This is a genomic window from Streptomyces sp. NPDC002853 (assembly GCF_053591915.1).
In genome coordinates this window covers 547,450-570,937 of record NZ_JBSFUS010000005.1, presented here as the reverse complement: position 1 = coordinate 570,937, position 23,488 = coordinate 547,450, and the positions used below count along the sequence as shown (strand labels likewise).

At 70.9% G+C, this 23,488-nt stretch carries 17 protein-coding genes and 1 pseudogene; 5 read left to right on the top strand and 13 right to left on the bottom strand.

The features are described from left to right. Positions 1-23 precede the first annotated feature (23 nt). Positions 24-1,244, top strand: a complete 1,221-nt coding sequence (locus ACWD02_RS17210; protein ID WP_451210729.1) for a metallophosphoesterase — start codon at positions 24-26, stop codon at positions 1,242-1,244. Between the two features lie 47 nt (positions 1,245-1,291). On the opposite strand, the gene xdhC is transcribed toward ACWD02_RS17210, so the two are convergent. The 6 genes and pseudogenes from xdhC to ACWD02_RS17180 form a co-directional block, all read right to left on the bottom strand. Beyond that, positions 1,292-2,101, bottom strand: coding sequence for a xanthine dehydrogenase accessory protein XdhC (gene xdhC, locus ACWD02_RS17205; protein ID WP_451210831.1), 810 nt, complete (start codon positions 2,099-2,101; stop codon positions 1,292-1,294). Between the two features lies 1 nt (position 2,102). Further along, on the bottom strand, positions 2,103-4,517 hold the full coding sequence (gene xdhB / locus ACWD02_RS17200) for a xanthine dehydrogenase molybdopterin binding subunit (RefSeq protein WP_451210727.1): 2,415 nt from the start codon (positions 4,515-4,517) through the stop codon (positions 2,103-2,105). Further along, positions 4,514-6,004, bottom strand: a complete 1,491-nt coding sequence (locus tag ACWD02_RS17195; protein WP_451210725.1) for a xanthine dehydrogenase small subunit — start codon at positions 6,002-6,004, stop codon at positions 4,514-4,516. Before ACWD02_RS17195 ends, xdhB begins: the two co-directional genes overlap by 4 nt. A 609-nt stretch (positions 6,005-6,613) precedes the next feature. Next, a complete protein-coding gene (locus ACWD02_RS17190; RefSeq protein ID WP_451210722.1) occupies positions 6,614-8,236 on the bottom strand; it encodes a class I adenylate-forming enzyme family protein in 1,623 nt (540 codons plus the stop codon). Positions 8,237-8,350: 114 nt separating this feature from the next. Continuing rightward, positions 8,351-8,590: pseudogene (locus ACWD02_RS17185) on the bottom strand (iron chelate uptake ABC transporter family permease subunit); the annotation flags it as partial. 108 nt (positions 8,591-8,698) lie between these two features. Further along, positions 8,699-9,577 carry a carbon-nitrogen hydrolase family protein gene (locus tag ACWD02_RS17180; protein ID WP_451210720.1) on the bottom strand — a complete coding sequence of 293 codons (879 nt, stop codon included), beginning with the start codon at positions 9,575-9,577 and terminating at the stop codon, positions 8,699-8,701. A 221-nt stretch (positions 9,578-9,798) separates the two neighbouring features. Between ACWD02_RS17180 and ACWD02_RS17175 the strand changes: the two genes are divergently transcribed. Then, positions 9,799-12,243, top strand: a complete 2,445-nt coding sequence (locus ACWD02_RS17175; protein WP_451210717.1) for a SpoIIE family protein phosphatase — start codon at positions 9,799-9,801, stop codon at positions 12,241-12,243. Between the two features lie 15 nt (positions 12,244-12,258). Here the strand turns inward: ACWD02_RS17175 and ACWD02_RS17170 are convergent, their stop codons facing one another. From ACWD02_RS17170 to ACWD02_RS17155, 4 genes are all read right to left on the bottom strand, one after another. Next, positions 12,259-13,086 carry an aldo/keto reductase gene (locus tag ACWD02_RS17170; RefSeq protein WP_451210714.1) on the bottom strand — a complete coding sequence of 276 codons (828 nt, stop codon included), beginning with the start codon at positions 13,084-13,086 and terminating at the stop codon, positions 12,259-12,261. Positions 13,087-13,253: 167 nt separating this feature from the next. Beyond that, a complete protein-coding gene (locus ACWD02_RS17165) occupies positions 13,254-14,672 on the bottom strand; it encodes an NAD-dependent succinate-semialdehyde dehydrogenase (protein ID WP_451210710.1) in 1,419 nt (472 codons plus the stop codon). Between the two features lie 155 nt (positions 14,673-14,827). Beyond that, a complete protein-coding gene (locus ACWD02_RS17160) occupies positions 14,828-16,333 on the bottom strand; it encodes a hypothetical protein (protein WP_451210707.1) in 1,506 nt (501 codons plus the stop codon). A 364-nt stretch (positions 16,334-16,697) separates the two neighbouring features. Further along, a complete protein-coding gene (locus tag ACWD02_RS17155; RefSeq protein ID WP_451210828.1) occupies positions 16,698-17,780 on the bottom strand; it encodes a serine hydrolase domain-containing protein in 1,083 nt (360 codons plus the stop codon). A gap of 328 nt (positions 17,781-18,108) precedes the next feature. Here ACWD02_RS17155 and ACWD02_RS17150 point away from each other — a divergent pair, with 328 nt between their 5' ends. After that, on the top strand, positions 18,109-18,669 hold the full coding sequence (locus ACWD02_RS17150) for a DinB family protein (protein ID WP_451210705.1): 561 nt from the start codon (positions 18,109-18,111) through the stop codon (positions 18,667-18,669). A gap of 63 nt (positions 18,670-18,732) precedes the next feature. On the opposite strand, the gene ACWD02_RS17145 is transcribed toward ACWD02_RS17150, so the two are convergent. After that, positions 18,733-19,314, bottom strand: a complete 582-nt coding sequence (locus ACWD02_RS17145; protein WP_451210702.1) for a TetR/AcrR family transcriptional regulator — start codon at positions 19,312-19,314, stop codon at positions 18,733-18,735. A 133-nt stretch (positions 19,315-19,447) separates the two neighbouring features. Here ACWD02_RS17145 and ACWD02_RS17140 point away from each other — a divergent pair, with 133 nt between their 5' ends. Beyond that, on the top strand, positions 19,448-20,572 hold the full coding sequence (locus ACWD02_RS17140; protein WP_451210699.1) for an agmatine deiminase family protein: 1,125 nt from the start codon (positions 19,448-19,450) through the stop codon (positions 20,570-20,572). A gap of 84 nt (positions 20,573-20,656) precedes the next feature. Here ACWD02_RS17140 and ACWD02_RS17135 read toward each other — a convergent pair whose 3' ends face one another. Both ACWD02_RS17135 and ACWD02_RS17130 read right to left on the bottom strand, forming a co-directional pair. After that, positions 20,657-21,724, bottom strand: a complete 1,068-nt coding sequence (locus tag ACWD02_RS17135) for a S1 family peptidase (protein WP_451210696.1) — start codon at positions 21,722-21,724, stop codon at positions 20,657-20,659. Between the two features lie 153 nt (positions 21,725-21,877). Continuing rightward, positions 21,878-22,858, bottom strand: coding sequence for a helix-turn-helix transcriptional regulator (locus ACWD02_RS17130; RefSeq protein ID WP_451210693.1), 981 nt, complete (start codon positions 22,856-22,858; stop codon positions 21,878-21,880). Positions 22,859-22,950: 92 nt separating this feature from the next. Here ACWD02_RS17130 and ACWD02_RS17125 point away from each other — a divergent pair, with 92 nt between their 5' ends. Further along, positions 22,951-23,412, top strand: a complete 462-nt coding sequence (locus ACWD02_RS17125; protein WP_451210690.1) for a VOC family protein — start codon at positions 22,951-22,953, stop codon at positions 23,410-23,412. Positions 23,413-23,488: the final 76 nt, after the last annotated feature.

Genomic DNA, 23,488 nt, shown 5'->3' with positions numbered 1-23,488 from the left:
TGAGAAGGGTGAGAAGGGCACGCGTGACCGACACCAGCGAAACTCAACCCGCCGACAGTGCGGCGCACACGGCTGAGCGCAGTCCACTGCGCCGCCTGATGCGCTACATCCCCTTGATCGCACCCGTCCTGCTGTGGGTCGTGCCCTGCTGGGTGCTGTTGCACACCGGCCAGCACTGGCCGCTGCCCGTCGCTCTGGGCGGCACCGCCCTGTTCGCCCTCGGTCTGGTCGGTATGCCGATCGCGATGACGCGCGGCCACGGCCGGCGTCAGCAGGACCGGGCGGCGATCGTCGGGGACACCCTGCTGGGCGCCGGCTGGGTCCTGTTCACCTGGTCCGTCGTGCTCGGCGTCCTGCTGCGCCTCGCCCTGACCGCGGCCGGCGTCGGCGAGAGTCAGGACCGGGCCCGGATCGTCACGTGGGCGGTCCTCGGTGTCGCCGCCGTGCTCCTAGCCTGGGGGTACGCCGAGGCACGCCGGGTGCCTCGGGTGCGCCGTCTCGACGTGGAACTCCCGCGGCTGGGGGCCGGGTTGGACGGAACCCGCGTCGTCCTCATCACCGACACCCACTACGGCCCGCTCGACCGCGAACGCTGGTCGGCGAAGGTCTGCGCGACGGTGAACACCCTGGAGGCAGATCTGGTCTGCCACACCGGCGACATCGCGGACGGCACGGCCGACCGCCGTCGCGCCCAGGCCGCCCCGCTCGCCACCGTGCGGGCCACCCGGGCCAAGGTCTACGTCACCGGCAACCACGAGTACTACAGCGAGGCCCAAGGCTGGGTCGACCTGATGGACGAGCTGGGGTGGGAGCCGCTGCGCAACCGCCATCTGCTGCTCGAACGCGGCGGTGACACGCTCGTGGTCGCCGGCGTCGACGACGTCACCGCCGAGTCCTCCGGTCTGGCCGGCCACCGCGCCCACCTCGCCGGAGCACTGGACGGCGCCGACCCCGACCTGCCCGTCCTGCTCCTGGCCCACCAGCCCAAATTCGTCGACCGGGCGGCGGCCGAAGGCATCGACCTCCAGCTCTCCGGCCACACCCACGGCGGCCAGATCTGGCCCTTCCACCACCTGGTCCGCATCGACCAGCCCGCCCTCGCGGGCCTCAGCCGCCACGGCACCCGCACCCTCCTCTACACGAGCCGTGGCACCGGATTCTGGGGGCCGCCCTTCCGGGTCTTCGCCCCCAGCGAGATCACCCTGCTCGTGCTCCGCTCCCCGGAGCGGCCCCCGTCGTCGTAGGACCCGGCGGGGTCGACGAAAGTCCACCGGGCCCCGCACTCGGAGCGTCAGATTCCCTCGGTCTCAAACGTGCGCAGCAGATCCGCGGCGACGCTCACCGCGATGGTCGCGGGTTCCTTGCCGGTGATGTCCGCGAGGCCGATCGGGGTCTTGATCCGGCCGATGGCGGACTCGTCGTGACCGCCCTCGGTGGTGAGGCGGTTGCGGAAGCGCACCCACTTGGCCGCCGACCCGATCAGGCCGATGGAGCCGAGATGGGTGGTGCGCAAGGCGGCGTCGCACAGTGCGGCGTCCTCGGCATGATCATGGGTCATGATCAGGACGTGGGTGCCGCGCGGCAACTCCTCCAGAACCTCCTCGGGCAACAGCGGAGTGTGGTGCACATGCACCTGCCCCACCGCGTCCGCCAGTACACCGAGCCGCTCCTCGGTGAGGATGTCGGAACGGGTGTCGATCAGATGCAGGTCCAGATCCTGACGCGCCAGGACGCGTGCCAGTTCCAGGCCGACGTGTCCTACGCCGAAGATCGCCACGGCCCGTACCACCGCAAGCGGTTCGAGCAGCACCGAGACCGTGCCTCCGCAGCACTGCACGCCGTGCTGGTTGGTCACCTTGTCGTTCAGGGCGAAATCGATCAGCTCCGGCTCCGGCTTGGCCGCGGCGATCATCTCCCGGGCCCGGTCGATCGCGACGGCCTCGACATTGCCGCCGCCGATCGAGCCCCACGACTCGCTCTCCCCCACCACGAGCTTCGCACCGGCGTCGCGCGGGGCGTGTCCGCGCACGGACGCGACGGTCACCAGCACGCCGGGCTCCCGGCGTGCCCGCAACCGCGCGACCGCGGCGATCCACGTCATGTCAGGCACCGCTCAACGTTTTTGCGTCGGCTCGGACCGCGCCGTCGAGGGCGGGCCCCGCGCGGCGTACGTCGTCCTGGTGCGTCTCGCGGGCCTGGCGCGCCCCCTCGATCGCCCAGTACACCGCCTCCGGAGTCGCGGGCGAGGCCAGCTCGACGCTGATCCCGCTCGGCCCGAACGCGGCGGCAGCCTGCCGCAGGGCTTCCCGTACGCAGAACGCCAGCATCAGCGGGGGCTCGCCGACCGCCTTGGAGCCGTAGACCGCGCCCTCTTCGGTGGCGTTCTCCAGGAGCGCCACGTTGAACTCCTCGGGCATCTCCGAGAAGCTCGGCAGCTTGTAGGTGCTGGCGGCCTGGGTCAGCAGTCGGCCGCGGCCCGGCCCGTCACCGGTGTCCCAGCGCAGGTCCTCGAGCGTCAGCCACCCCGCGCCCTGCACGAAACCACCCTCGACCTGACCGATGTCGATCATCGGGGACAGGCTGTCGCCGACATCGTGCACGATGTCCACGCGCCGGATGCGGTACGCACCGGTGAAGCCGTCCACTTCCACCTCGGCCGCGGCGGCGCCGATGGCGAAGTACTTGAACGGGGAGCCGCTGAACGACTTCGCGTCCCAGTGCAGCCCCTCGGTGCGATAGAAACCGGCGGCAGACAGCTGAACCCGCTGGAAGTACGCGGTGCGTACCAGGTCGTCCCAGGCCAGCTCCTTGTCGCTGCCGAGGGTGCGGGCGACGCCGTCGTCGATGCGTACATCCGCGGCACTCGATCCCAACTGGGTGGCGGCCACCTGCACCAGTCGGTCGCGCAGTTGGTGGCAGGCGTTCTTCACCGCCGCGCCGTTGAGATCCGCTCCAGAACTCGCCGCTGTGGCCGAGGTGTTGGGCACCTTGTCGGTGCGCGTGGGCGCCAGCCGCACCTTGTGCAGCGGGATACCCAGTGTGGTGGCCGCCACCTGCAGCATCTTGGTGTGCAGGCCCTGACCCATCTCGGTGCCACCGTGGTTGATCAGGACCGAGCCGTCCTTGTAGATCAGCACCAGCGCGCCGCCCTGGTTGAAGGCGGTGAGGTTGAACGAGATCCCGAACTTCACGCCGGTGATCGCGAGCGCCCGCTTGGTGTGGGGGTGCGCGGCGTTGAAGGCGGCGACCTCGCGCCTGCGATCGGCGAGATCACCGGTGTTCTTGACCTGCTCCCAGACGGCGGAGATCCGCTCGGGCTGGGCGACGGGCTGTCCGTACGGCGTGGACTGGCCAGGCCGGTAGAAGTTGCGCTCGCGCAACTCCGTCGGATCCAGGCCGAGCAGCGGCGCGCACCGGCCCATGATGTCCTCGATGACCAGCATTCCCTGCGGTCCGCCGAAGCCTCGGAAGGCGGTGTTGGACGCCTTGTTGGTCTTGGCGATGCGACCGGCGACGCGCGCGTTGGGAATCCAGTAGGTGTTGTCGATGTGGCACAGCGCACGAGCCACCACCGGCTCGGACAGGTCCAGGCTCCAGCCGCCGTCGGCGGTCAACTCGGCGTCGAGGGCCTGGATGCGGCCCTCGGCGTCGAAGCCGATCTTCCACTGGGCGTGGAACCCGTGGCGCTTGCCGGACATGGTCAGGTCCTGCGTCCGGGTGAGCCGCAGCCGTACCGGACGGCCGGTGAGCTTGGCGCCGAGTGCGGCGATGGCCGCGAACCCGTGCGGCTGCATCTCCTTGCCGCCGAAGCCGCCCCCCATCCGCAGACACTGCACGGTCACCTCGTGGCTGTGCAGGCCGAGCACGTGCGCGACGATCTCCTGGGTCTCCGAGGGGTGCTGGGTGCTGCTCTGGACGAAGACCTGCCCGGCCTCGTCGATGTGGGCCAGCGCCGCGTGCGTCTCCAGGTAGAAGTGTTCCTGGTCGGAGAACTGGAACTCGCCGGTGAACACGTGCGCGGAGTCGGCGAACCCGGCTTCGACGTCGCCCGCGAGCATCATGGGCCGGGCGCCGTGAAAACTGTCGGCGGCGATCGCGTCCTGAAGGGTGATCAGGGAGGGCTGTTCGTCGAGTTCCACCTCGACGGCCGCCGCTCCGAGCCGGGCCGCCTCCAGTGTCTCGGCGAGCACCCAGGCGACCGCGTGCCCGTGGAACATGACCACGTCGGGGAAGAGCGGCTCGTCGTGCTTCATTCCGGCGTCGTTGACGCCGGGTACGTCGGCCGCGGTCAGCACGCGGACCACGCCCGGCACGTCGAGTGCGGCCTCGGTGCGCAGCGCGGTGATCCTGCCGTGGGCCTTCGTGGCCTGGACCGGGTGGGCGTGCAGTACGTCCTTGGTGCGATGGATCAGGTCGTCGGTGTAGAGCGCGCTGCCGGTGACGTGCAGGACGGCGCTCTCGTGCGGCACGGACACGCCGACGACGGGCTTTTCGGGGCGCTCGGACAGATGGCTCATGACGTCACACCCTCGGTGGTTTGTGCGTACAGCTTCAGCAGACTCTGGCCGAGCATCGCGGAACGGTAAAGGGCGCTGGCGCGGTGGTCGTTCATCGGCGTGCCCTCCGCCCGCAGCACCCGGGCAGCGGCCTCGACGGTCTCCGTCACCCAGGGCTTGCCCTCCAGGGCCGCCTCGGTGGCGAGGGAGCGGATGGGCGTGGCCGCCACGCCGCCCAGGCCGATGCGCGCCTTGCGTACGAGCCCGCCCTCGATGTCGAGCGCGAAAGCGACCGCGACGCTGGAGATGTCGTCGAAGCGCCGCTTGGCGATCTTGTGGAAGCCCACGACCGGCGACAGCGGCAGGGGAAAACGCACCGCGCGGATCAGCTCGCCGGGACGGCGCACGCTCTGCCGGTATCCGGTGAAGTAGTCGGCCAGCGGGACCTCGCGCTCGCCGTCGGCGTCGGCGAGGATCACCGATGCGTCAAGGGCGAGCAGCGCCGGCGGACTGTCTCCGATGGGAGACCCGGTGCCCAGGTTGCCGCCGAGGGTCGCGCTGTTGCGGATGAGCCGGGAGGCGAACTGCGGGAACAGCTCTGCCAGCAGCGGGACGCGGCCGTCGAGGCGGCGTTCGATCTCGGTGAGCGTCAGCGCCGCCCCGATCTCGACGTGGTCGGATTCGACGCGCAGCTCCCGCAGTTCGCGCAATCGATCGACGGCGACCACGCAATCCGCCCTGCGGGAGCGGATGTTGACCTCCACACCCCAGTCGGTGGAGCCGGCGACCACCACCGCGTCGGACCGCTCACGCAGCAACCGCAATACGTCTGCCAGGGTGCCCGGCCGCAGGAACTCCGCACCGTCACGGGTGTACGCGGTGGCGGCCGGCGGGGGCGGGGACTGCTCACGACGCCGGGCAAGGAGATCCTCGTCGGTGGGCGTGCCCACGGCGAACGCGGCGTCGCGGATCGGGCGATAGCCGGTGCAGCGGCACAGGTTCCCGCTCAGCGCATGAAGGTCGAACCCGTTCGGACCGTGCTCGGCGTCGGTGTCTCCGATCGCGCCGTCGCTCTGGGCCGAGCCCGCGGGACCCGCGTGCGCGCACCGGTCGGGACGGTAGTACTCGGCCGCCATGCTGCAGATGAACCCCGGTGTGCAGTACCCGCATTGGGAGCCGCCGCGGACCGCCATCTCCTCCTGCACCGGGTGCAGCGTGCTCGGCGTGCCGGGTTCGCCGGCGGTGGCGAGGCCCTCGGAGGTCACGAGCTCCTGCCCGTCCAGGGCCGCGGCCGGGACCAGGCAGGCGTTGATCGCCACCCAGTCGGTCGGCTTGTCCACCCCGGGACGCGCCACCAAGACCGAACAGGCACCGCACTCACCCTCGGCGCATCCCTCCTTGGCGCCGGTGAGACCACGCTCGCGCAGGAAATCCAGCGCCGAGGTGTGGGACGCGGCCGGGGAGATCAGTGTTTCTTTTCCGTTGACGGTGATCCGCGCCGCTGTCATGACAGGCCTTCGCTTCGATGCGCGATCGGTTGATTCATCATGTTCGCCAATTTCAGGCAGCTTTCTGTGTTCGGACGCGCCACGCAAGAGGGGCGCACGACAGCACGCGGCAGTGACGTGCCGGAAGGCGGAGAGGCGGTGAGGTGCTGAGGCGGTGAGGGAGTACGCGAAAGGTGCCGGAAACGGCCGGCGCTGATGCGCTGCGGACGGCAGGCACGACGCGCCACGGACGGGCGCGTCACAAGGGCGTACTCAGGCGCCGTGCGCGATCCGACCCGGGACCCAGACAGTGCGCTGGGCGAGGCGACCAAGATCAGAGCTGGTGTTCATCCGCCGGGTCGCCCCCTTTCGGTCGTGACAGGTCGATGGCCACCGAAAAGTAGTTGGCCGGAGCCACCGAGGTCAAGGGGTTGCCGTCGCCTGGCGCGGTCGCCCGGCGTACTGGACCACACCACACCGCCCGCCCCTGAAACCGGGCCGGCGCAGCACACCGCCCGCGGGGGCGCATGTCTCCCGCGGGCGGTGTGCTGTCGGGCAGTCGGGCTGTCGCGCGATCCGCGGCGTCGGCGTTCGCGGGTCGGGCGATTTGCGACATCGGCGTTCGCGCGCCTACGTCGTGGTCAGAGCCGCCTCCGTCCACGCGGCGCGCAGCGCCTTCTTGTCCACCTTGCCGACCTTGGTCGTCGGCAACCGGTCCAGGAGGACGGTCCTGCGGGGCGTGTAGAGCTCCCCCAACTCGGCGGTCACCGCCGCGCCGACGGTGGCCGGGTCGACGTGGGCGCCCTCGGCCGTGGCCAGGAAGATCTGTACGGCCTCCCCGAACTCCTCGTCCGGCACGCCGAGGGCCGCCGCGTTGCGCACCCCGGGCAGGGTGAGCAGGAAGTCCTCGAGGACCCTGGAGTAGACGTTGTCGCTGGTGCTGCCGGTGACGATGATGTCCTTGGCCCGGTCGACGAGGTAGAGGTAGCCGTCGGCGTCGAGATAGCCCAAGTCCCCTGTGCGCAGCCAGCCTTCGTGCAGCGCCTGCGCGGTGCGCTCGGGGTCCTCGTAGTAGCCGAGCATCACCGTCTCGCCGCGGACGCACACCTCCCCGACCTGCCTGGCGGGCAGTGCGGCCGCGCTGTCCTCACCGCGGATCTCGATCTCGGTGTCGGATATCGCGCGACCGCAGCTGCGCCAGAGCTCGGGCCGGTGAGCCCCCTGCGCGGCGAGGTCGTCCGCGCCGAACGCGGCGATGCCGAGCGCCTCCGACTGCCCGTAGCCCTGACTGAGGATCGGTCCGAAGACCTCGACCGCCTGCTGCAGACGGCTGGGCGACGAGGCCGCGCCGCCCACGACGATCCGCCGCAGCGCGGGGAGGACGCCCGGCACGCACTCCGGGTGATCGAGCAGCGCGTACAGCATCGGCGGCACGAACATGGTGGCGGTGATCCGCTCCTCGCGCAGCACCGTCAGGGCAGCGCTCGCCTCGAACTCGGGCAGCACGACGAGGGCGGCACCTGTCACCAGGGCCTGCACCGAGGTGAGGTGGCCGCTGCCGTGGGTGAGCAGCGTGGAGGCGAGCACCCGGTCGGTGCCCGGGTTCGCGGTCGGGAAGACCGCGGGGCCCGAGTCCTTGCGGCCCTCCGCCAGGTCCACCAGTGCGTCGTACAGCCGGTGGCTGTGCGCGGCGAGCTTGGGGCGGCCCAGGGTGCCGCCGGTGTAGAGGACGGTGACGGCTTCGTCGGGACCCGGGGCGGGCACCCCGCCGGGACGCTCCGCGGGGCATTCGGCCGCCACGGCCAGCAGGTCCGCGCAGTCCTGTTCGCAGGGTCCGAGGCTGAGCAGCACGGGGGCGTGGACGCTGCGGTCCGCCGCGTCGGCGGCCCGCGGGGCGAAGAGCGGGTCGGTGACCACGGCGCGCGCCCGGGACTGCTCGACCAGCGCGGCGAGCTCCCCGGGCCCGGGTTCGGGCGGCAGGAACACCACGCGGCAGCCGATGAGATGGACCGCGAGCTGGACGAGGACGGAGTCCACACGGTTGGCCAGGAACAGCCCCACTCCGTCGCCGGGCGCGAGCCCCTGCCGGCGCAGCGCGTGCCCCAGCCGGAAGAGCCGCCGCCGAGCCTCCGCCCGGGTCAGCCGCTGAGTGCCCTGGACGAGCGCCTCGGCGTTCTCGTCCGTGTGCCACTGGTCCAGGATGCGGTCCACGTACGTCTGCGGCCCGGATGTTTGCTGTGCGTTAATGATCATGGACACATGCAAACATGTCGCTTAGGTGCCGTGTCCTTACAGGGGGTCAATTCGGCCATCGGGCGGCGGAGTACCATGCCCCGGACCGGGAGGGGCCTGGCCTTCGCCCCGGACCTAGGACCCCCGGCGGCTCTCCCGCACCAGCAGCACCAGCAGATACACCCCGCCCACGCACACGGTGACCGCGCCGGTCGGCAGCAGTACGCCCGGAATCGCGTGCTGCGCCGCGATGTCGGCACCGAGCAGCAGAACCGCGCCGACGAGCGCCGAACCGGCGAGGTCGACGGAGGCCCCGTGCCCGGTGAGGCGGCGGGCGATCTGCGGGGCCGCGAGGGCGAGGAACGCGATGGGGCCCACCGGGGATCAGGCTGGCGCGTCGACCGGACCATCGCCCTCGGCTGGGGCGCGGAGGCGACGGTCCTGCGCAGGCCCTGACGTTTCGGGACGTCAGGGCCCGCCCGGTCAGGTCGCCCGCGGCCCGTCGCGCCAGCGCGGCGGGTCGATCCGGCCATCGTACAGCGGGAGTTCGAGGGGCGGGCGGTCGTGGGCGAACGGGTCCCAGACCCGGGTGAGGCCCGCCGTGCCGTGCGAGCGGACCCGGCGGGACTCGGCGAGGTCGACGACGTCCGTCACGACGATTTCCGGTTCGGTACCCGACTCGGCGCGGACCCGGCCCTCGGGGTCCACGACGACGCTGCGGCCGATGCCGTCCGGGGGCGCGGCGTTCACGCTGGCCAGGAACACCTGGTTGACGATCGCGTTGGCGCGGGCGAGGACGAGTTCCTGGGCGCGGTCGACGGTCGCTGTGCGCACCAGGTTCACCACGAGATCGGCGCCCTGCCACGCAAGATGGCGCGTGACCTCCGGGAACCACGCGTCGTAGCAGATCGACAGGCCGACCCGTCCGTGGTCCTCCAGGTCGAAGACGACGAAGCTGCCGCCCGCCGCCGTCGTCTCGTAGGGAAGCCAGGGGAAGACCTTGCGGTAGGCGGCGACACGCCGCCCCTCGGGTGAGTACACCGGTGCCGTGTTGTAGATCCGGCCGTCAGCAGCGCGCTCGTACACGCTCCCGGGGATGAGCCACAGTCCGAGTTCGCGGGCCAGCCCGGCCAGCACCCTGCCCCTGGGGCCGTCGATGTCCTGTGCGGCGGCGGTCATGACCCGCTCGGGGTCCTCGTCCGGCCGGTGGCCGCTCACGTGCAGCTCCGGGAACGCGAAAAGCCGCACTGCGGGATAGGTGCGGGCGAGGCGGCGCAGTTGTTCCGCGAAGGTGTCGAGGCTGTCGTCGGCGTGATGGAGGGCGGCCGCCTGCACCAGGCCGATCGGCAGTGGGGTGGGCATGGGGAGTGGGCACCTTCCGCGTTCGGGGGCGTCCGGGCGGGGGACGTGCAGCAGGTAATCACCCGGCTGCCGACGGGACAAGATCCCCCTGTCCTGTACGAACCACAGGACAAACCTGCGGGTGCGCTGACCCCACGGATTCGCCGAGCGGGTGCACCGCAGTTGTGCCCGTCCCGGGGACAGCGGATTCTGTAGGGGATGAACGGGGCTGATGTGGCGCCATGAAGGCAAGGAACGAGGAGCAGGGTGCTGAATTCCGTGGTCCCCTCGACGTCACCAGGGCGGCCACGGCGGTCCTCGACGCCCAGGACACGGTCATCGGCTGGAGTCCGGCGGCGCAGCGGCTCCTCGGCTACCCGCCGCAGGAGATCGTCGGCAGGCCCCTGACCACGTTCCTGTCGCCCGGCCCGACGCCCTCTTTCCTCCCCCTCCCTCCCGAGGTCCGGGGAAACGAGCTCCACGTCGCCCGGCATCAGGACGGGCGGGACCTGATCGTCGCCACCGCGATGTGCCCCCTGCCCGGTGCGGGCCCGGCCGCGCGCGTCCTCGTGGCGACGGAGCTGCAGGATCTGCGGCAGTGGGAATCCCGCCTCGCCCTGCTCCAGGGCCTCGCCACCCAGTCACCCGTCGGTCTGGGCATCTACGACACCGACTTGCGCCTGACCTGGTGCAACGCGGCGTACGAGCGAGAGATAGGGCGGCCGTTCGCCGAATTCCGGGGCCTTCGGGCCGATCAGCTGTACTCCAGCGGAAAATTCGTGAGCAAGGGGCACCCGCCCACGCTCGAAGCGGTCATGCGTCACGTCCTGGACACCGGAGAGCCCTTTCTGGACCTGCACTTCAAGGGCAGGCCGCCCAGCGACCCGGAGACGGACCACCTCTGGTCGTGTGCCTACTACCGGCTGCAGGACGCCGACGGCCGTGTCATCGGGGTGTGCGAGGACGCCTTCGACATCTCCGACCGCTACAAGGCCCAGCGGCGTCTGGCGCTGCTCGTCGAGGCGGGCCGCGGGATCGGGACCGCCCTCGATGTGCGGGTCACCGCCGAGAAGATCACCGAGGTGGCCGTGCCGGAATTCGCCACCACGGTGACGGTCGACCTCGCCCGGGCGGTGCTCGAGGGCGAGGTGCCCGCCACCAGCGGCGCGGCGGCCGTGTCCCTGGTGCGGGTCGCCCGCTGCTCGGCCGCGGAAGCCGAACGGCTGGAACCGGGAGGCCACCCTTCCCACTGCAGGCCCAGTGACCGCGGTCCCGCTGATCGCGGGCGCGCCGCTCCCCCCGAGAACCACCCGCCGGTGGCGTACCCGCCCGGTTCGCCGCAGCATCGCAGCCTCTCCTCGGGCGGGCTCGTGCTCGACGACACGGCCCTTGTCGTGCCGCTGCGGGCCGGGAACAGCACCCTGGGGCTCGTCACCTTCGTCCGCGACACCGGATCGGCCACCTTCGACAGCGGCGAAGTGGCCCTGGCCGACGAGCTGGTCGCCCGTACGGCGGTGTCCATCGACAACGCCCGCCGGTTCACCCGTGAGCGCACCGCGTCCTTGGCCCTGCAGCGCCAGCTGCTGCCACGGCACGTTCCGGATCAGTCGGCGGTCGAGGTCGCGCACCGCTACCTGCCCACGGACGACGTGACCGGCGTCGGCGGCGACTGGTTCGACGTCATCCCGCTGTCCGGCACCCGCGTCGGGCTCGTGGTCGGTGACGTGGTGGGTCACGGCCTGCAGGCAGCCGCCACCATGGGCCGGCTCCGGACGACCGTGCGCGCCTTCGCCCAGATGGACATGGACCCCGTCGAGCTGTTGTCGCGGCTCGACGATCTGGTCGCGCAGTCCGCGGAGGAGCAGCGCAGCGAGCTGGGCACGCCCGACGGGACGTACGCCGACGTGACCACCGGGGCGACCTGTCTGTACGCCGTGTACGACCCGGTGTCGCGGCGCTGCGTCATGGCCAGGGCCGGGCACCTGCCACCGGCCGTGGTCACGCCGGACGGCCCGCCGACCTTCCCCGACCTGCCGGCAGGACCGCCACTGGGCCTCGGCGGTCTGCCGTTCGAGTCGGCGGAGATCGAGCTGCCCGTGGGCAGCCTCCTCGCTCTCTTCACCGACGGCCTGGTCGAGGCGCGCGACCGCGACATCGACCACGGACTCGACACCTTGAGCCAGGTGCTCAGCGACCGGCACGCGTCACTCGAGGAACTGTGCGACCGGGCCGTCGCGGAGCTCCTGCCGAGCGGCTCGACGGCCGACGACACCGCCCTGCTGCTCGTCCGTACCCGCGAACTCGACACCGCGCAGGTCACCGAATGGGAGCTGCCGCCCGAGCCCGTCGCCGCGGGACAGGCCCGGGACCTCGCGACCCAGCAACTGCATCAATGGGGCCTTGAGGAACTGGCGTTCGCGACCGAGCTCGTCGTCAGCGAGCTGGTCACCAACGCGGTCAGGTACGCCGAAGGCCCGATCCAGGTGCGGCTCATCCGTGACCGCACCCTTCTGTGCGAGGTCGCTGACCGGGGCCACACCTCGCCCCACCTGCGCCACAGCGGCGAGGAGGACGAAGGCGGGCGCGGCCTGTTCATCGTCGCGCAGCTCGTCCAGAGGTGGGGGACGCGCTACACCCGCTCCGGCAAGACCATCTGGACGGAACAGGCCTTCCCCACGACGGTGTGAGTCCGGCGCTCACCCTCAGCCGTTGAAGCGGTCCGGGTCGGGGCCGGTCCGCTCGTCGCGGTTCAGGGCGGAGATCTCACCGATGTCGCCCTGGCTCAGCTCGAAGTCGAAGAGGTCGAAGTTCTCCTCGATGCGCTTTTGGGTCACCGACTTGGGGAAGACGATGTCTCCGCGCTGGATGTGCCAGCGCAGGGTCACCTGGGCGGGCGTCTTACCCACGCGCTGCGCGATGCGGTTGATCGTCGGGTCGTCGAGGACCTTGCCCTGCGCGATGGGCGACCAGGCCTCGGTGGCGATGTCGTGCTCGGCGCCGAAGGCCCTGACGTCGTCCTGGGTGAGGTAGGGGTGCACCTCGATCTGGTTGACCGCGGGGACCACGTCGCTGCCTTCCAGCAGCCGACGCAGGTGGTGGGGCTGGAAGTTGGAGACCCCGATGGCCTTGGACCGTCCCGAGCGGTAGATCTCCTCCAGGGCCTTCCAGGTCTCCACGAAGTCGCCCTCGCCGGGCAGCGGCCAGTGGATGAGGAAGAGGTCCAGGTAGTCGAGGCCCAGCTCGTCCATCGTGCGGTCGAACGCCTTGAGTGCGTCGTCGTGCGCGTGAGCGCCGTTGTTGAGCTTGCTGGTCACGAAGATGTCGGCACGGTCGATGCCGGAGTCGCGGACCGCCTGGCCGACCTCCTTCTCGTTGCCGTACATCTGTGCCGTGTCGATGTGGCGGTAGCCGGCCTCCAGCGCGGCCAGCGTCGTCTCCCGGGTCTCCTCCGGCTCGATCTGGAAGGTGCCGAAGCCGAGCTGGGGGATCTCCACGGCGTTGTTGAGGGTGATGGCGGGTACTGCGGTCACGGTTGCTCCTTGCTTGGCTGGTTTCGCGGGTGGAGGACGCCATGGGCTGTCTGTCAGAACGGCTTGCCGTTCACTCGGCCGCAAAACACACGTATGGTCAGCTTTTGCCCCGCCCCGGATGTGCGGGCGGTACGGGCGATGCAGGTAGTACGGGCGGGCCGGCTCGCTCAGCCGGCGATGCCGTGCAGCTTCGCGTCGGGCGGCAGGATCCGGACGAGCTTGCGGTTCACGAATTCGAGCATGCCGAGCTTCGAGAGCTCCCGCCCGTAGCCGGAGCGCTTGATGCCGCCGAACGGCAGGTCGGGCTGGGTCGAGGTCGGGTGGTTCACCCAGACCATGCCGGTCTCCACGCGCTCCGCCACCCGGCGGCCCCGCTCCACGTCCGCGCAGAACACGGATCCGCCGAGGCCGTACTGGCTGTCGTTGGCGAGGGCGATCGCCTCGTCCTCGTCGGCGACGCGGTAGATGACCGCGGCGGGCCCGAAGAGCTCCTCGGCGTAGGCGCGCATGCCCGGCTTGACGCCGGTGATGACCGTCGGCTCGACGAAGGCGCCCGGACGGTCGATCCGGTGGCCGCCGGTGACCAGTTCCGCGCCTTGCTCCACCGTTTCGCGGATCTGGTCGGCCAGGTCCGAGGCCGCCTGCTCGGAGGAGAGCGGGCCCAGAGTGGTCGACTCGTCCGCGGGGTCACCCGGCCGCAGCTCCTCGAACTTGCGGCGCATCCCCTCGACGAAGTCGTCGTACACGTCCGCAAGGACGATGAACCGCTTCGAGGCGACGCAGCTCTGGCCGGTGTTCGCCATGCGGCCCGCCACCGCCGCGCCGATCGTGCGGTCGAGGTTCTCGCCGTCGAGGACGATGAAGACGTCGCTGCCGCCGAGCTCGAGGAGGCTGGGCTTCATGTTCCGCCCGGCCCGTTCGGCGACCTTGGCGCCCGCTCCCTCGCTGCCGGTCAGGGAGGCTCCGCGGACCACCGGGCTGTCGATGATGCGGGAGATCTCCTCGTGGCTCACGAAGAGGTTCGTGTAGACACCTTCCGGGGCCCGCGCGTCACGGAAGAGCGTCTCCAGGGCGAGTGCGGACTGCGGGCAGATGCCGGCGTGCTTGACCAGGACGGTGTTGCCGAGCACCAGGTTCGGGCCCGCGAAACGGACCACCTGGTAGAGCGGGAAGTTCCAGGGCATGACGCCGAGGAGCACGCCGAGGGGCTCGCTGACGAGGTAGGCCTCTCCCTCGCCCTCGAAGTCGAGCGGCTCCGCGGCGGCGAAGTCCGGCCCGTGCCGCGCGTAGTACTCCAGGATGGACGCGGCGAGGTCGACCTCTCCGCGCGCCTCGGAGATGAGCTTGCCCATCTCCAGGGTGATGAGCTGGGCCAGCTCTTCCTTGCGTTCCTTCATCAGGCCGGCCGCGCGTGCGACGACGGCCGCGCGCTCCGCGATCGGGCGCTCGCGCCACGCGTCGAACGCGTGACCCGCGGTCTCCAGCGTGGAATCGACTTCTTCGCCCTCGATGACCGGGAACTCCACGAGGGTCTCCCCCGTGTACGGGCTCACGGTCGCGAACGGACTTTTGCGCTGATCCGACATGAACTCTCCAGAGCGACGGGTGAGGGCATGGGGCGGAACGTCGCGTTCCGGCCCCATCCCGGGGTACCCGTCACCGCGAGACGCAAACAGTTCATATGCCAAATAGCGTGCATATGCCCACGTCGCGAGGCGGGCTCCCTGCCCGCATCACCCCGTCATCCCCGGCTGTCCGCCCGCACCGCGGGACCCAGGTGAATGCGCAGGTCACCGGACCGATGGGACGGCCAGTCGCGCGCGTAGCCCGGCGGCCCGTCCCCCTCCGGGACAAGAGTGGCCGTCGGCGTCCGCTGCGCCGTCCGCAGGAGGTCGGCCTGCGTCGTGCTCGCGTTGTGCCCCTGGGTCTGGGCGGAGGAGCACCCCGCGTAGAAACCGATCGGGAGAGCCTCGTGGCCGTTCACCACGCAGGGCGGCCGTACGCCGAGCCGGTTCAGCTCGGCCGCCGTGCGGGCCCACTCCTGGCGACCGGCTGTCGAGCGGGCCACGGTGTCCTCAAGGACCACGTACTGCATGGCCAGATGCCCGGCGAAGGCCAGCGCCGCCAGCGTCACCGCCACCGGACGCCAAGTCCGGCGCGAGGTGGTGACCAGGTGAATGAGGGCGTCGGCGACCGGGATGGCGAGCAGGGCGTAGAACGGCAGCAGGAAGCGCGGCGCGGCGTATCCGATCATGAAGAGGTACGGGATGCCCGCCGTCGTGGCGCAGACCAGCGGCAACAGCGTGCGCGCGGTGCGCCGTCCCCTGACCGCGACGGCGAGGCCCAGCGCGGCGAGCATCGGCAGAGCGAACCACCACGCGATCAACTCCGGGGCCGGAAGCGGGCTGTCGCACGGGCGGCACAGGGTCTGGCCGCCCAGACCGCGCAGCTGGTCCAGGACGGCGATGTTCCACCCGAGGCCACCCTGAATTCGAGAGGCGTCGGCCAGGCGCGCGTCGAGGCCGCCGAAGCTGGCGTACGCCTCGGCCACCCAGCCGACGGCCCCCGACCCCAGCCCCACGACGAGTGCCGCGAGCAGCCGCGGCCGCCGCCACCGGCGTACGCACACCAGCAGCACGAACAGCGGGAGGACCACCCAGACGGCGTCGGTGGGCCGCATCCAGGCCAGCAGCGCCGCGCCCACGCCGGCTCCCCACAGCGCGGCCCGGTCCCGGCGGTCGGCCTGGGCCCGCAGGAAGCAGCCGACCACCACCAGGGCGCCAATCGCGACCCAGTAGTTGGGCATGACCTCGGGGCCGTAGAAGACGGTCACCCAGAGCGTCGCGAACAGGATGCCGGCCAGGACCACCACGCGTTGCGGGAAGAGCCCGCGCCAGACGCGCAGCGCCAGAAAGAGACCGAGGCCGGACAGCAGGGCCATGTAGACCCGCAGGAGTGAGGTGGACGACGACCAGGAGGCGATGGGCGCGGCCAGCAGGGAGACGCCGCGCGAGCGTGGCGCGCTGAAGAACGCCGCCGGTGCGTGACCGCTGACCTGACTGACGTATACCGCCTCGTCCCAGCCGAGTCCCATGCCGGGCCGTACGAGGGCCAGTTGGGCCAGCACGAAGACCACCGCCACGGCAGCCAACCACCCCTGACCGGCGGTGCGACGCGGCGTACGGACAACCTGCGTCGGGCCGCGGCTCTGCACTCCGACGAGCGGGGCACTCAAGGTCTTGACCATCGCCTGCCTTCCCCCTACACGCGGCAGGGCTCCCCTTTCGGCCCACAGAGTGTGGGCCGAAAGGCATAAGTCGGAAAAACGTGCACAAACTAACCCGACTTACTGGGGAGTGCAGCGCGAAGATCCGGGGCATGGACCGACGGCGTAGACGACGGCGGTGACAGGAACGGGCAGGTCGGGCACTCAACAGGGCGCCCGTGAGGGGAAGCGCGCCGCTCAGGAAGGCTCCTCCAGACGGGGCGGGCAGCGTTGATCCGTACGGGTGCGGGCGGCGGCCACCATAAAACCCCCGCCTCGATGCCGAGCACCGAGGGGGGCGGGGGCAGGACCGCCCGGGGATGTCAGGGGCGCCCGCTGAACTGGTTCATCGGCACAGGGCCGCGTCCACGACCTTGTCGACGCGTTCTCTGCCCGCCGCGTCGTCCAGTTGCATGGTCACCGCGACGTTGACCGCACGGCCGTCCTCGGTGGCTCCGCCCCGGGTCTCGTAGCCGGGGAAGCTGCCGCCGTGGCCCCAGTAGAGGCCGTCGCCGCACGGCAGCGGCTTGCTCACGAGTCCCAGGCCGTAGCGGGCGCCGGGGCCGAAGGTCTCTTCGGCGGGACGGGTGGAGCCGCGCATCTGGGCGAGCTGGGCCGGGGGCAGGAGGTGGCCGCCCAGGAGCGCGGAGTAGAAGCGGTTGAGGTCGGAGTTGGTGGAGATCAGCTGCCCGGCGGCCCATCCCCAGGAGGGGTCGATCTCCGTGATGTCCTGCAGCGGCGCACCGGGCGAGTCCCGGTAGTAGCCGTGGGGGTGGGGGCCTCGGATGCTCGCGTCACCGGGGGCGGGGAAGTAGGTGTGGCGCAGCCCTATGCGCTTGATGATGCGGCGGTCCATCTCAGCGGCGAGGGGGCGTCCGGTGACCTTCTCGACGAGCAGCCCTGCCAGCACGTAGTTCGTGTTGCTGTACGCCCACTTCTTCCCGGGGTCGAAGTCGGCCTTGTGCCTCAGAGCGATGTCTAGGAGTTCACGCGGCGCGAAGTAACGGACCTCCTCCCCGAGGTAGTTGCTGTAGTTGGGGAGACCGCTGGTCTGCTGCAGGAGATGGCGGACGGTGATGCGGCTGCCGTCGATGCCCTCCCCTCGGACGACGCCCGGCAGATAGGTGTCCACCGAGGTGTCGAGGCCGATCTTCCCCTCGCCGACCAGTTGCAGCACGACCACGGCGGTGAAGGCCTTGGTGTTGCTGCCGATCCGCACCCGGCCGTCTCTCGGGACCTTCGAGCCGGTGGCCACGTCGCCGACTCCTGCGGTGTAGTCGCGGGTGCGGTGCTCGCGGCTTTGCACACCGGCCAGCGCGGCGGGCAATCCGTCGGAGCGCACCAGGCTGTCGAGGCCCTGCTGGACGGTGTCGACGGCAGGCGGCCTGGCGTCGGACACGGCGGGTGGCGCCAGGGCACCGGCCGCCATGACGCCGACGACCACCGCTACCGCGACCGGGAGTGCCCTGCGCGGACCTCCCTGCCGCCGGAAAGAACGGGACCTGAGCCATACCTGTTCACGCACGCGCCAACTCCTACGGATTCATGGGAAGACCAGCGGCATTCGCCGGTCCCAGCATTTCCGCAGGCGGCGGCCCGGCACGATCCTGCTGGCCGCCCGGCTCGGGTGGGGATATCCCCAGGACGACCGCCACAGCTCGCCATCTCGGACAGCCCATATAGGACAGGATCTGGCCTATACGTCTCCTAACGTGTTCCTTGACCGGCGAGACAGGAACACCGGAAGGCGAAGGACCATGACTGTGAACGAAGCGACCGCCACCCCCGACCAGGCGAAGGCCCCGGCTGTCACCGGCGAGCGCGCCGAGTGGCTGGAGACGCTGGCCAAGCACCGCCACTTCCTGCGCTTCACCGCACGTGACCTCACCGACGAGCAGGCCGGGCAGCGGACCACCGCCAGTGAGCTGTGTATCGGCGGCCTCATCAAGCACGTCACCGCGGTGGAGGAGTCCTGGGTGGGCTTCATTCTGGACGGCCCGTCGGCGATGCCGGACTTCATGGCCATGACCGAGGCCGACTGGACCGCGCACAAGGACAGCTTCCGACTGCTGCCGGGCGAGACACTGGCAGGCGTGCTGGCCGACTACACGGACGTGGCCCGCCGGACCGACGAAGTGGTCGCCTCCTTGCCCGACTTGGACGTCTCGTGGCCGCTGCCGAAGGCTCCGTGGTTCCAGGAGACCGCGCAGTGGTCGGCCCGGCGGGTCCTGATGCACGTCGTCACGGAGACAGCCCAGCACTCGGGCCACGCCGACATCATCCGCGAGTCCCTGGACGGCGCGACGAGCATGGCGTGAGGCGGGTCCGCCGCCGCTTCCCTGACCTAATTTTCAGCAGCGGAGGACTTCATCCCGGTTCCGCTATTCCTGCTGCAGCAGCGCCAGCTCGGCGTCGATGGCGCCGCTCATCAGGCCACGCGCGTGGTCGATGCGCAGCCCGCCGCTGAGCCAGCGCATGCTGAGTCCCTCGATCAGGGCGGTGAGCCGCTCCGCCGCCGCGGCCAGGGCGGGCGCCGGGGCCGTCGGCTGAACCTGGCCGAGGAGGGCCGCCACCTCCTGCACCCACACCAGGGTCGCCCTGGCGAGGTCCTCCCGCAGCACCTCGTCGAAGACGGCGCTCGCCCGCAGCTCGCCCCACGCGGTGCTGTTCTCCCTGACCACCTGGGTGTCCTGCAGTTCCAGGAGGAGGGTCTCGTCCAGTTCCGCGCGCGGGGACAGCGGCTGGGCGTCCGCCGGGCGGCCGGTGGTGTAACGCTCGGCGCGATCGTTGATGAACTCCAGCGTGTGGCGCAGGATCCCGGTGCGGTCCTTGAAGTGGTAGTAGATCAACCCGGTCGACACCCCGGCCTCGGCGGCGAGCTCTTCGACGCGCAGGCCGCGGACGCCGCGGCGGGCGATGAGCCGTGCGGCCGCTTCGAGGATCTGAGTGTTGCGAGACGCCATGGAGCCGAACCCTATCGGGCCCCCGCCGGCGCGGCGCCCCGGGATACACCTCGTTGTTTGACTGAATTTTCAGTTTCTGCCAGAGTCGAGGACCATCAGCCGTGTGACCCCCCTCAAATGTCCGGAGCGCACCGTGTCCCCCCTCCTCCCCTCTCGCCGCACAGCCCTCCGGGCGCTCGCCGGAATCGGCACTGCCGCATTCGGGGCTTCGGCGTGCGGGCCGGACGCCGAAGCCACGGCGGGCAAGGGGCTGCGCCTGGGTGCGGAGTGGGAGAGTCACGCCCGCACCTTCATGGCGTGGCCCGCCCTGGCGTCGGTGTGGGAGGACGACCTTCCATACGTTCGCGAGGACATCGCGCGCGTCGCCCGTGCCGTCGCGGAGTACGAGTACGTCGTGATGCTGGCCCGCCCCGAGCAGCGGAAGGCCGCCCAGCAGGCCTGCGGGCGCGACGTCGAGGTCATCCCCCTGGCCGTCGACGACCTGTGGGCCCGTGACACCGTGCCCGTCTTCGTGGAGCAGGACGGCGACGTGGTCGGCGTCGACCTCAACTTCAACGGGTGGGGCGACAAGCAGGAGCACACGAACGACGCCCGCGTGGGCCACACCCTCCTGTCGGAGTACGAAGTCCCGCGCAGGCAGGCTCCCTTGGTCACCGAGGGCGGCTCCCTCGAGACCGACGGCGAGGGCACTCTCCTCGTCACCGAGAGCTCGATCGTCAACGACAACCGCAACCGGGGAAAGAGCCGGGACCGGATCGAGTCCGAGCTCAAGCGGACGCTGGGCATCGAGAAGGTGATCTGGCTGGCCGGCGTGCGCGGCGAGGACATCACCGACGCGCACGTGGACAGCCTCGTGCGGTTCACCGCGCCCGGTGTCGTGCTGCTCGACCGCGCGGTCCCGGGCATGCCCGCCGACTCCTGGTCGCGGGCGGCCGACCAGGCAAAGGCCGTGCTCGGCGAGGCGCGGGACGCCAGGGGCCGGTCCTTCGAGGTCATCGATCTGCCGCAGCCCGACCCGGAAAGGATCAGGGGTGAGGGCGACGACTTCGTCTCGACGTACGCCAATTTCTACGTCGCCAACGACGCGGTGTTCCTGCCCGAGTTCGGGGACCGGAAGGCCGACCAACGCGCGCGCGGCATGCTGCGCGAACACTTCCCCAAGCGTGACGTCGTGCCCATCCGGATCGACACCATCGCCTCCGGCGGGGGCGGCATCCACTGCGCCACCCACGATCAGCCCGGCAAGCCGGTCGACTGAAGAGCACGGCCCCCGACCGCGTTCATCGCGGCGCCGCACACCCGGGGGCGATCGGCGCCGCGATGGTCAGTCTCCGCACACCGCTCAGTTGCCGCCCGCGCCGATCTCGGCACCGACCGCCTCCAGCGCGGTGGTCACGGGCTGGAAGAAGGTCTCGCCACCCGCGGTGCAGTCGCCGCTGCCGCCCGAGGTGAGGCCGATCGCACTGCCGTCAGCGGTGAACAACGAGCCTCCGCTGTCCCCGGGTTCGGCACAGACGTCGGTCTGGATGAGCCCGCTGACGGTGCCTTCCGGATAGTTCACCGTGGCGTTGAGGCCGGTGACCGCGCCGGACTGGAGGCCGGTGGTGCTGCCCATGCGGGACACCTCCTGCCCGACCGCCGCCTCGGCGGCCTGCACGATCTCCGTGGTCTGGCCGTCGCCGGTGTTGACCGTGCTCGGGGCCTCCGTCGCCGGGTCGTCGTACGTGACCAGCGCGAAGTCGCCGTCGCCGGGGAAGGTGGCGGCCTGGACGGTTCCGATGGCCGCACCGTCCTGGGCGTCCGACCAGCTTTCGGCGGCCACCCCGCAGTGCCCCGCCGTGAGGAAGCCGGGACTGCCGTCCTCGGTCGTCACGTTGAAGCCGAGCGAGCAGCGTGCGCCGCCTCCGAAGATGGCGTCGCCGCCCGCGGCGAAGGGCTTGAACTCCCCCGCGGACTTCTGGATGCGGGCCATGCCCGAGCCGAGTGAACCGACGGTCGCCTCCAGCTTGTCCCAGCGTTCGCCGGTGACGGTGCGGTCGGCCGTGACGACGATCTGGTTGGTCCTGGGGTCGGTGGCCCACGCGGTGCCGGGCATCGTGGCCCGTCCCGCCAACGTCTTGGTGGCCGAGTCCAGTTCACCGGTGCTGTTGTCGACGTTGCGCGCCACCGCTCCAGCTCTCTTCACCTGCACGTCGACCGCGTTGTTGTTGCCCACGACGTTGACGACGAGCTGCTGCTTGTCCTCGTCGTAGTACGCCCCGGCGTAGGCGTCACCCAGCTGCGAGGCCAACGGCTCGACCAGCTTCGTCGCCGATGCCGCGCTGAGCCTCTTGGCGGCGGCCCCTGAAGCGGTATCCGACCCGGACTGCGAGGCGTTGGCCTGCTGCAGCAGTACGGCCGTCGCGACCATGCCCAATGCCGCAGCCCCTGCCAGAACGGCCTTTCGCCTGGGTATTCGCTTGTGCCTCAACTCGTCGCCTCCTGTGGGGGTTTCCGAATACGTTCACCCGGCCGGAGCCGGGGACATGTCCGGTCCTAGATACGCGTGCGACGAGAGTTGCGTTCATCGAACGGGAGTTGTGTTTCCCGCCGAGCGGAGTCTCTTGGCCAGCACGCGACAGCGTTCGCCAAGCTCCGGTGGATCGAGCACCTCGAAGTCGTGCCCCAGCAAAAGGACGTGCATGAGCACGGCGTCGAGGCGCTCGCCGCCACTGAGCACCTCGCAGCGCCCGCTCCCCCGCGGCCGTACGACCGCCGCCGACGCCGGAATCTGCGCGCGCACCGTGTCGGCCGGCGCGTGCACGACGAAGCGCGCCTGATGCGTGTAGACCCGGCTGGCCACACCCTCCTGTACGTACGCCGCGGCGTCGGGCGCCTCGCGCGGAGTGAAACGGAAGGTCCGCGCGGACGCGTCGGTCATCCGGTCGACGCGGAAGCTGCGCCAGTCGTCGCGGTCGAGGTCGTAGGCGAGGAGATACCAGCGCCGGTCGGAGGCGACCAGGCGGTAGGGCTCGACCCGCCGTCCTCGCACCTCGCCCTTGGACGGGTAGTCGAAGCCGGCCTCGACCTCGTCGCGGCACGCCCTGGCCAGCGTCATGAGCACCCCGGGATCGACGGGCGCGCGGCCTCCCCCGAAGAACTCCACCGCGCCGGAGAGCGCGCGCACTTCATGCCGCAGCCGCGCGGGCAGCACCTGGTCGAGCTTCGACATGGCCCGCAGCGCGGCGTCACCGGCCCCGGCGACCGCGCCGCCCGCCCCCGCGAGCAGGGAGACCGCGGTGGCGATCGCCTCCTGGTCGTCCAGTAGCAGCGGCGGCAGTTCCCGCCCCGGGCCGAGCCGGTAGCCGCCACCCACGCCCTGGCCCGCGTACACCGGATAGCCGAGTGTGCGCAGCCGCTCCACATCACGCCGTACGGTGCGCGTCGTGACCCCGAGCCGGCCGGCGAGCTCGGGGCCGGTCCATACCTGGCGTTGCTGCAGCAGCCCGAGCAGGGTGAGCACGCGCTCGGTCGTACCCAGTTCGTCGTCGAGTGCCTCGTCCATGAGGGTCACCCTGCCAGGGATGGCGGACCGATCCTGTCCGCCATCCCTGGCAGGGTGACCCTCATGGATCCCGCCACGAACGGAGCAAGCCGATGAGCCGTCACATCCAGATCACCTTCGACGCCCACGACCCCCGGGCGCTGTCCTCCTTCTGGCGCGACGCGTTGGGCTACGTCCACCCCGGCCCGCCCGGGGTCGACCTGCCCGAGGGCGCCGACGCGCTCGCGGCGTGGGACGAGTTCCTGGCGCGGATCGGCGTGCCGGAGCATCAGCGCAACGCGAAGTCGGCCATCGAGGACCCGGAGGGACAGGGGCCCCGGGTGTTCTTCCAGCAGGTCCCGGAGGGCAAGACCGCCAAGAACCGCGTGCACCTCGACGTCCGTGCGGCCCCAGGGCTTGAGGGCGAGGACCGCATGGCGGCACTCGAGGCCGAGTGCGCCCGCCTGGTCGCACTGGGGGCGAAGCGCGTGCGTCGCGACGAACCCGCTCCCCCGATGAGCGCCGGATACATCGTGATGACCGACCCCGAGGGCAACGAGTTCTGCCTGGACTGAGCCCCGCCGTCACGCTGTGTGACGGCTTGACGGGCGAGGTCTCCGTGTCCCGCTTACGTTGAACGCAGAGGCCCAC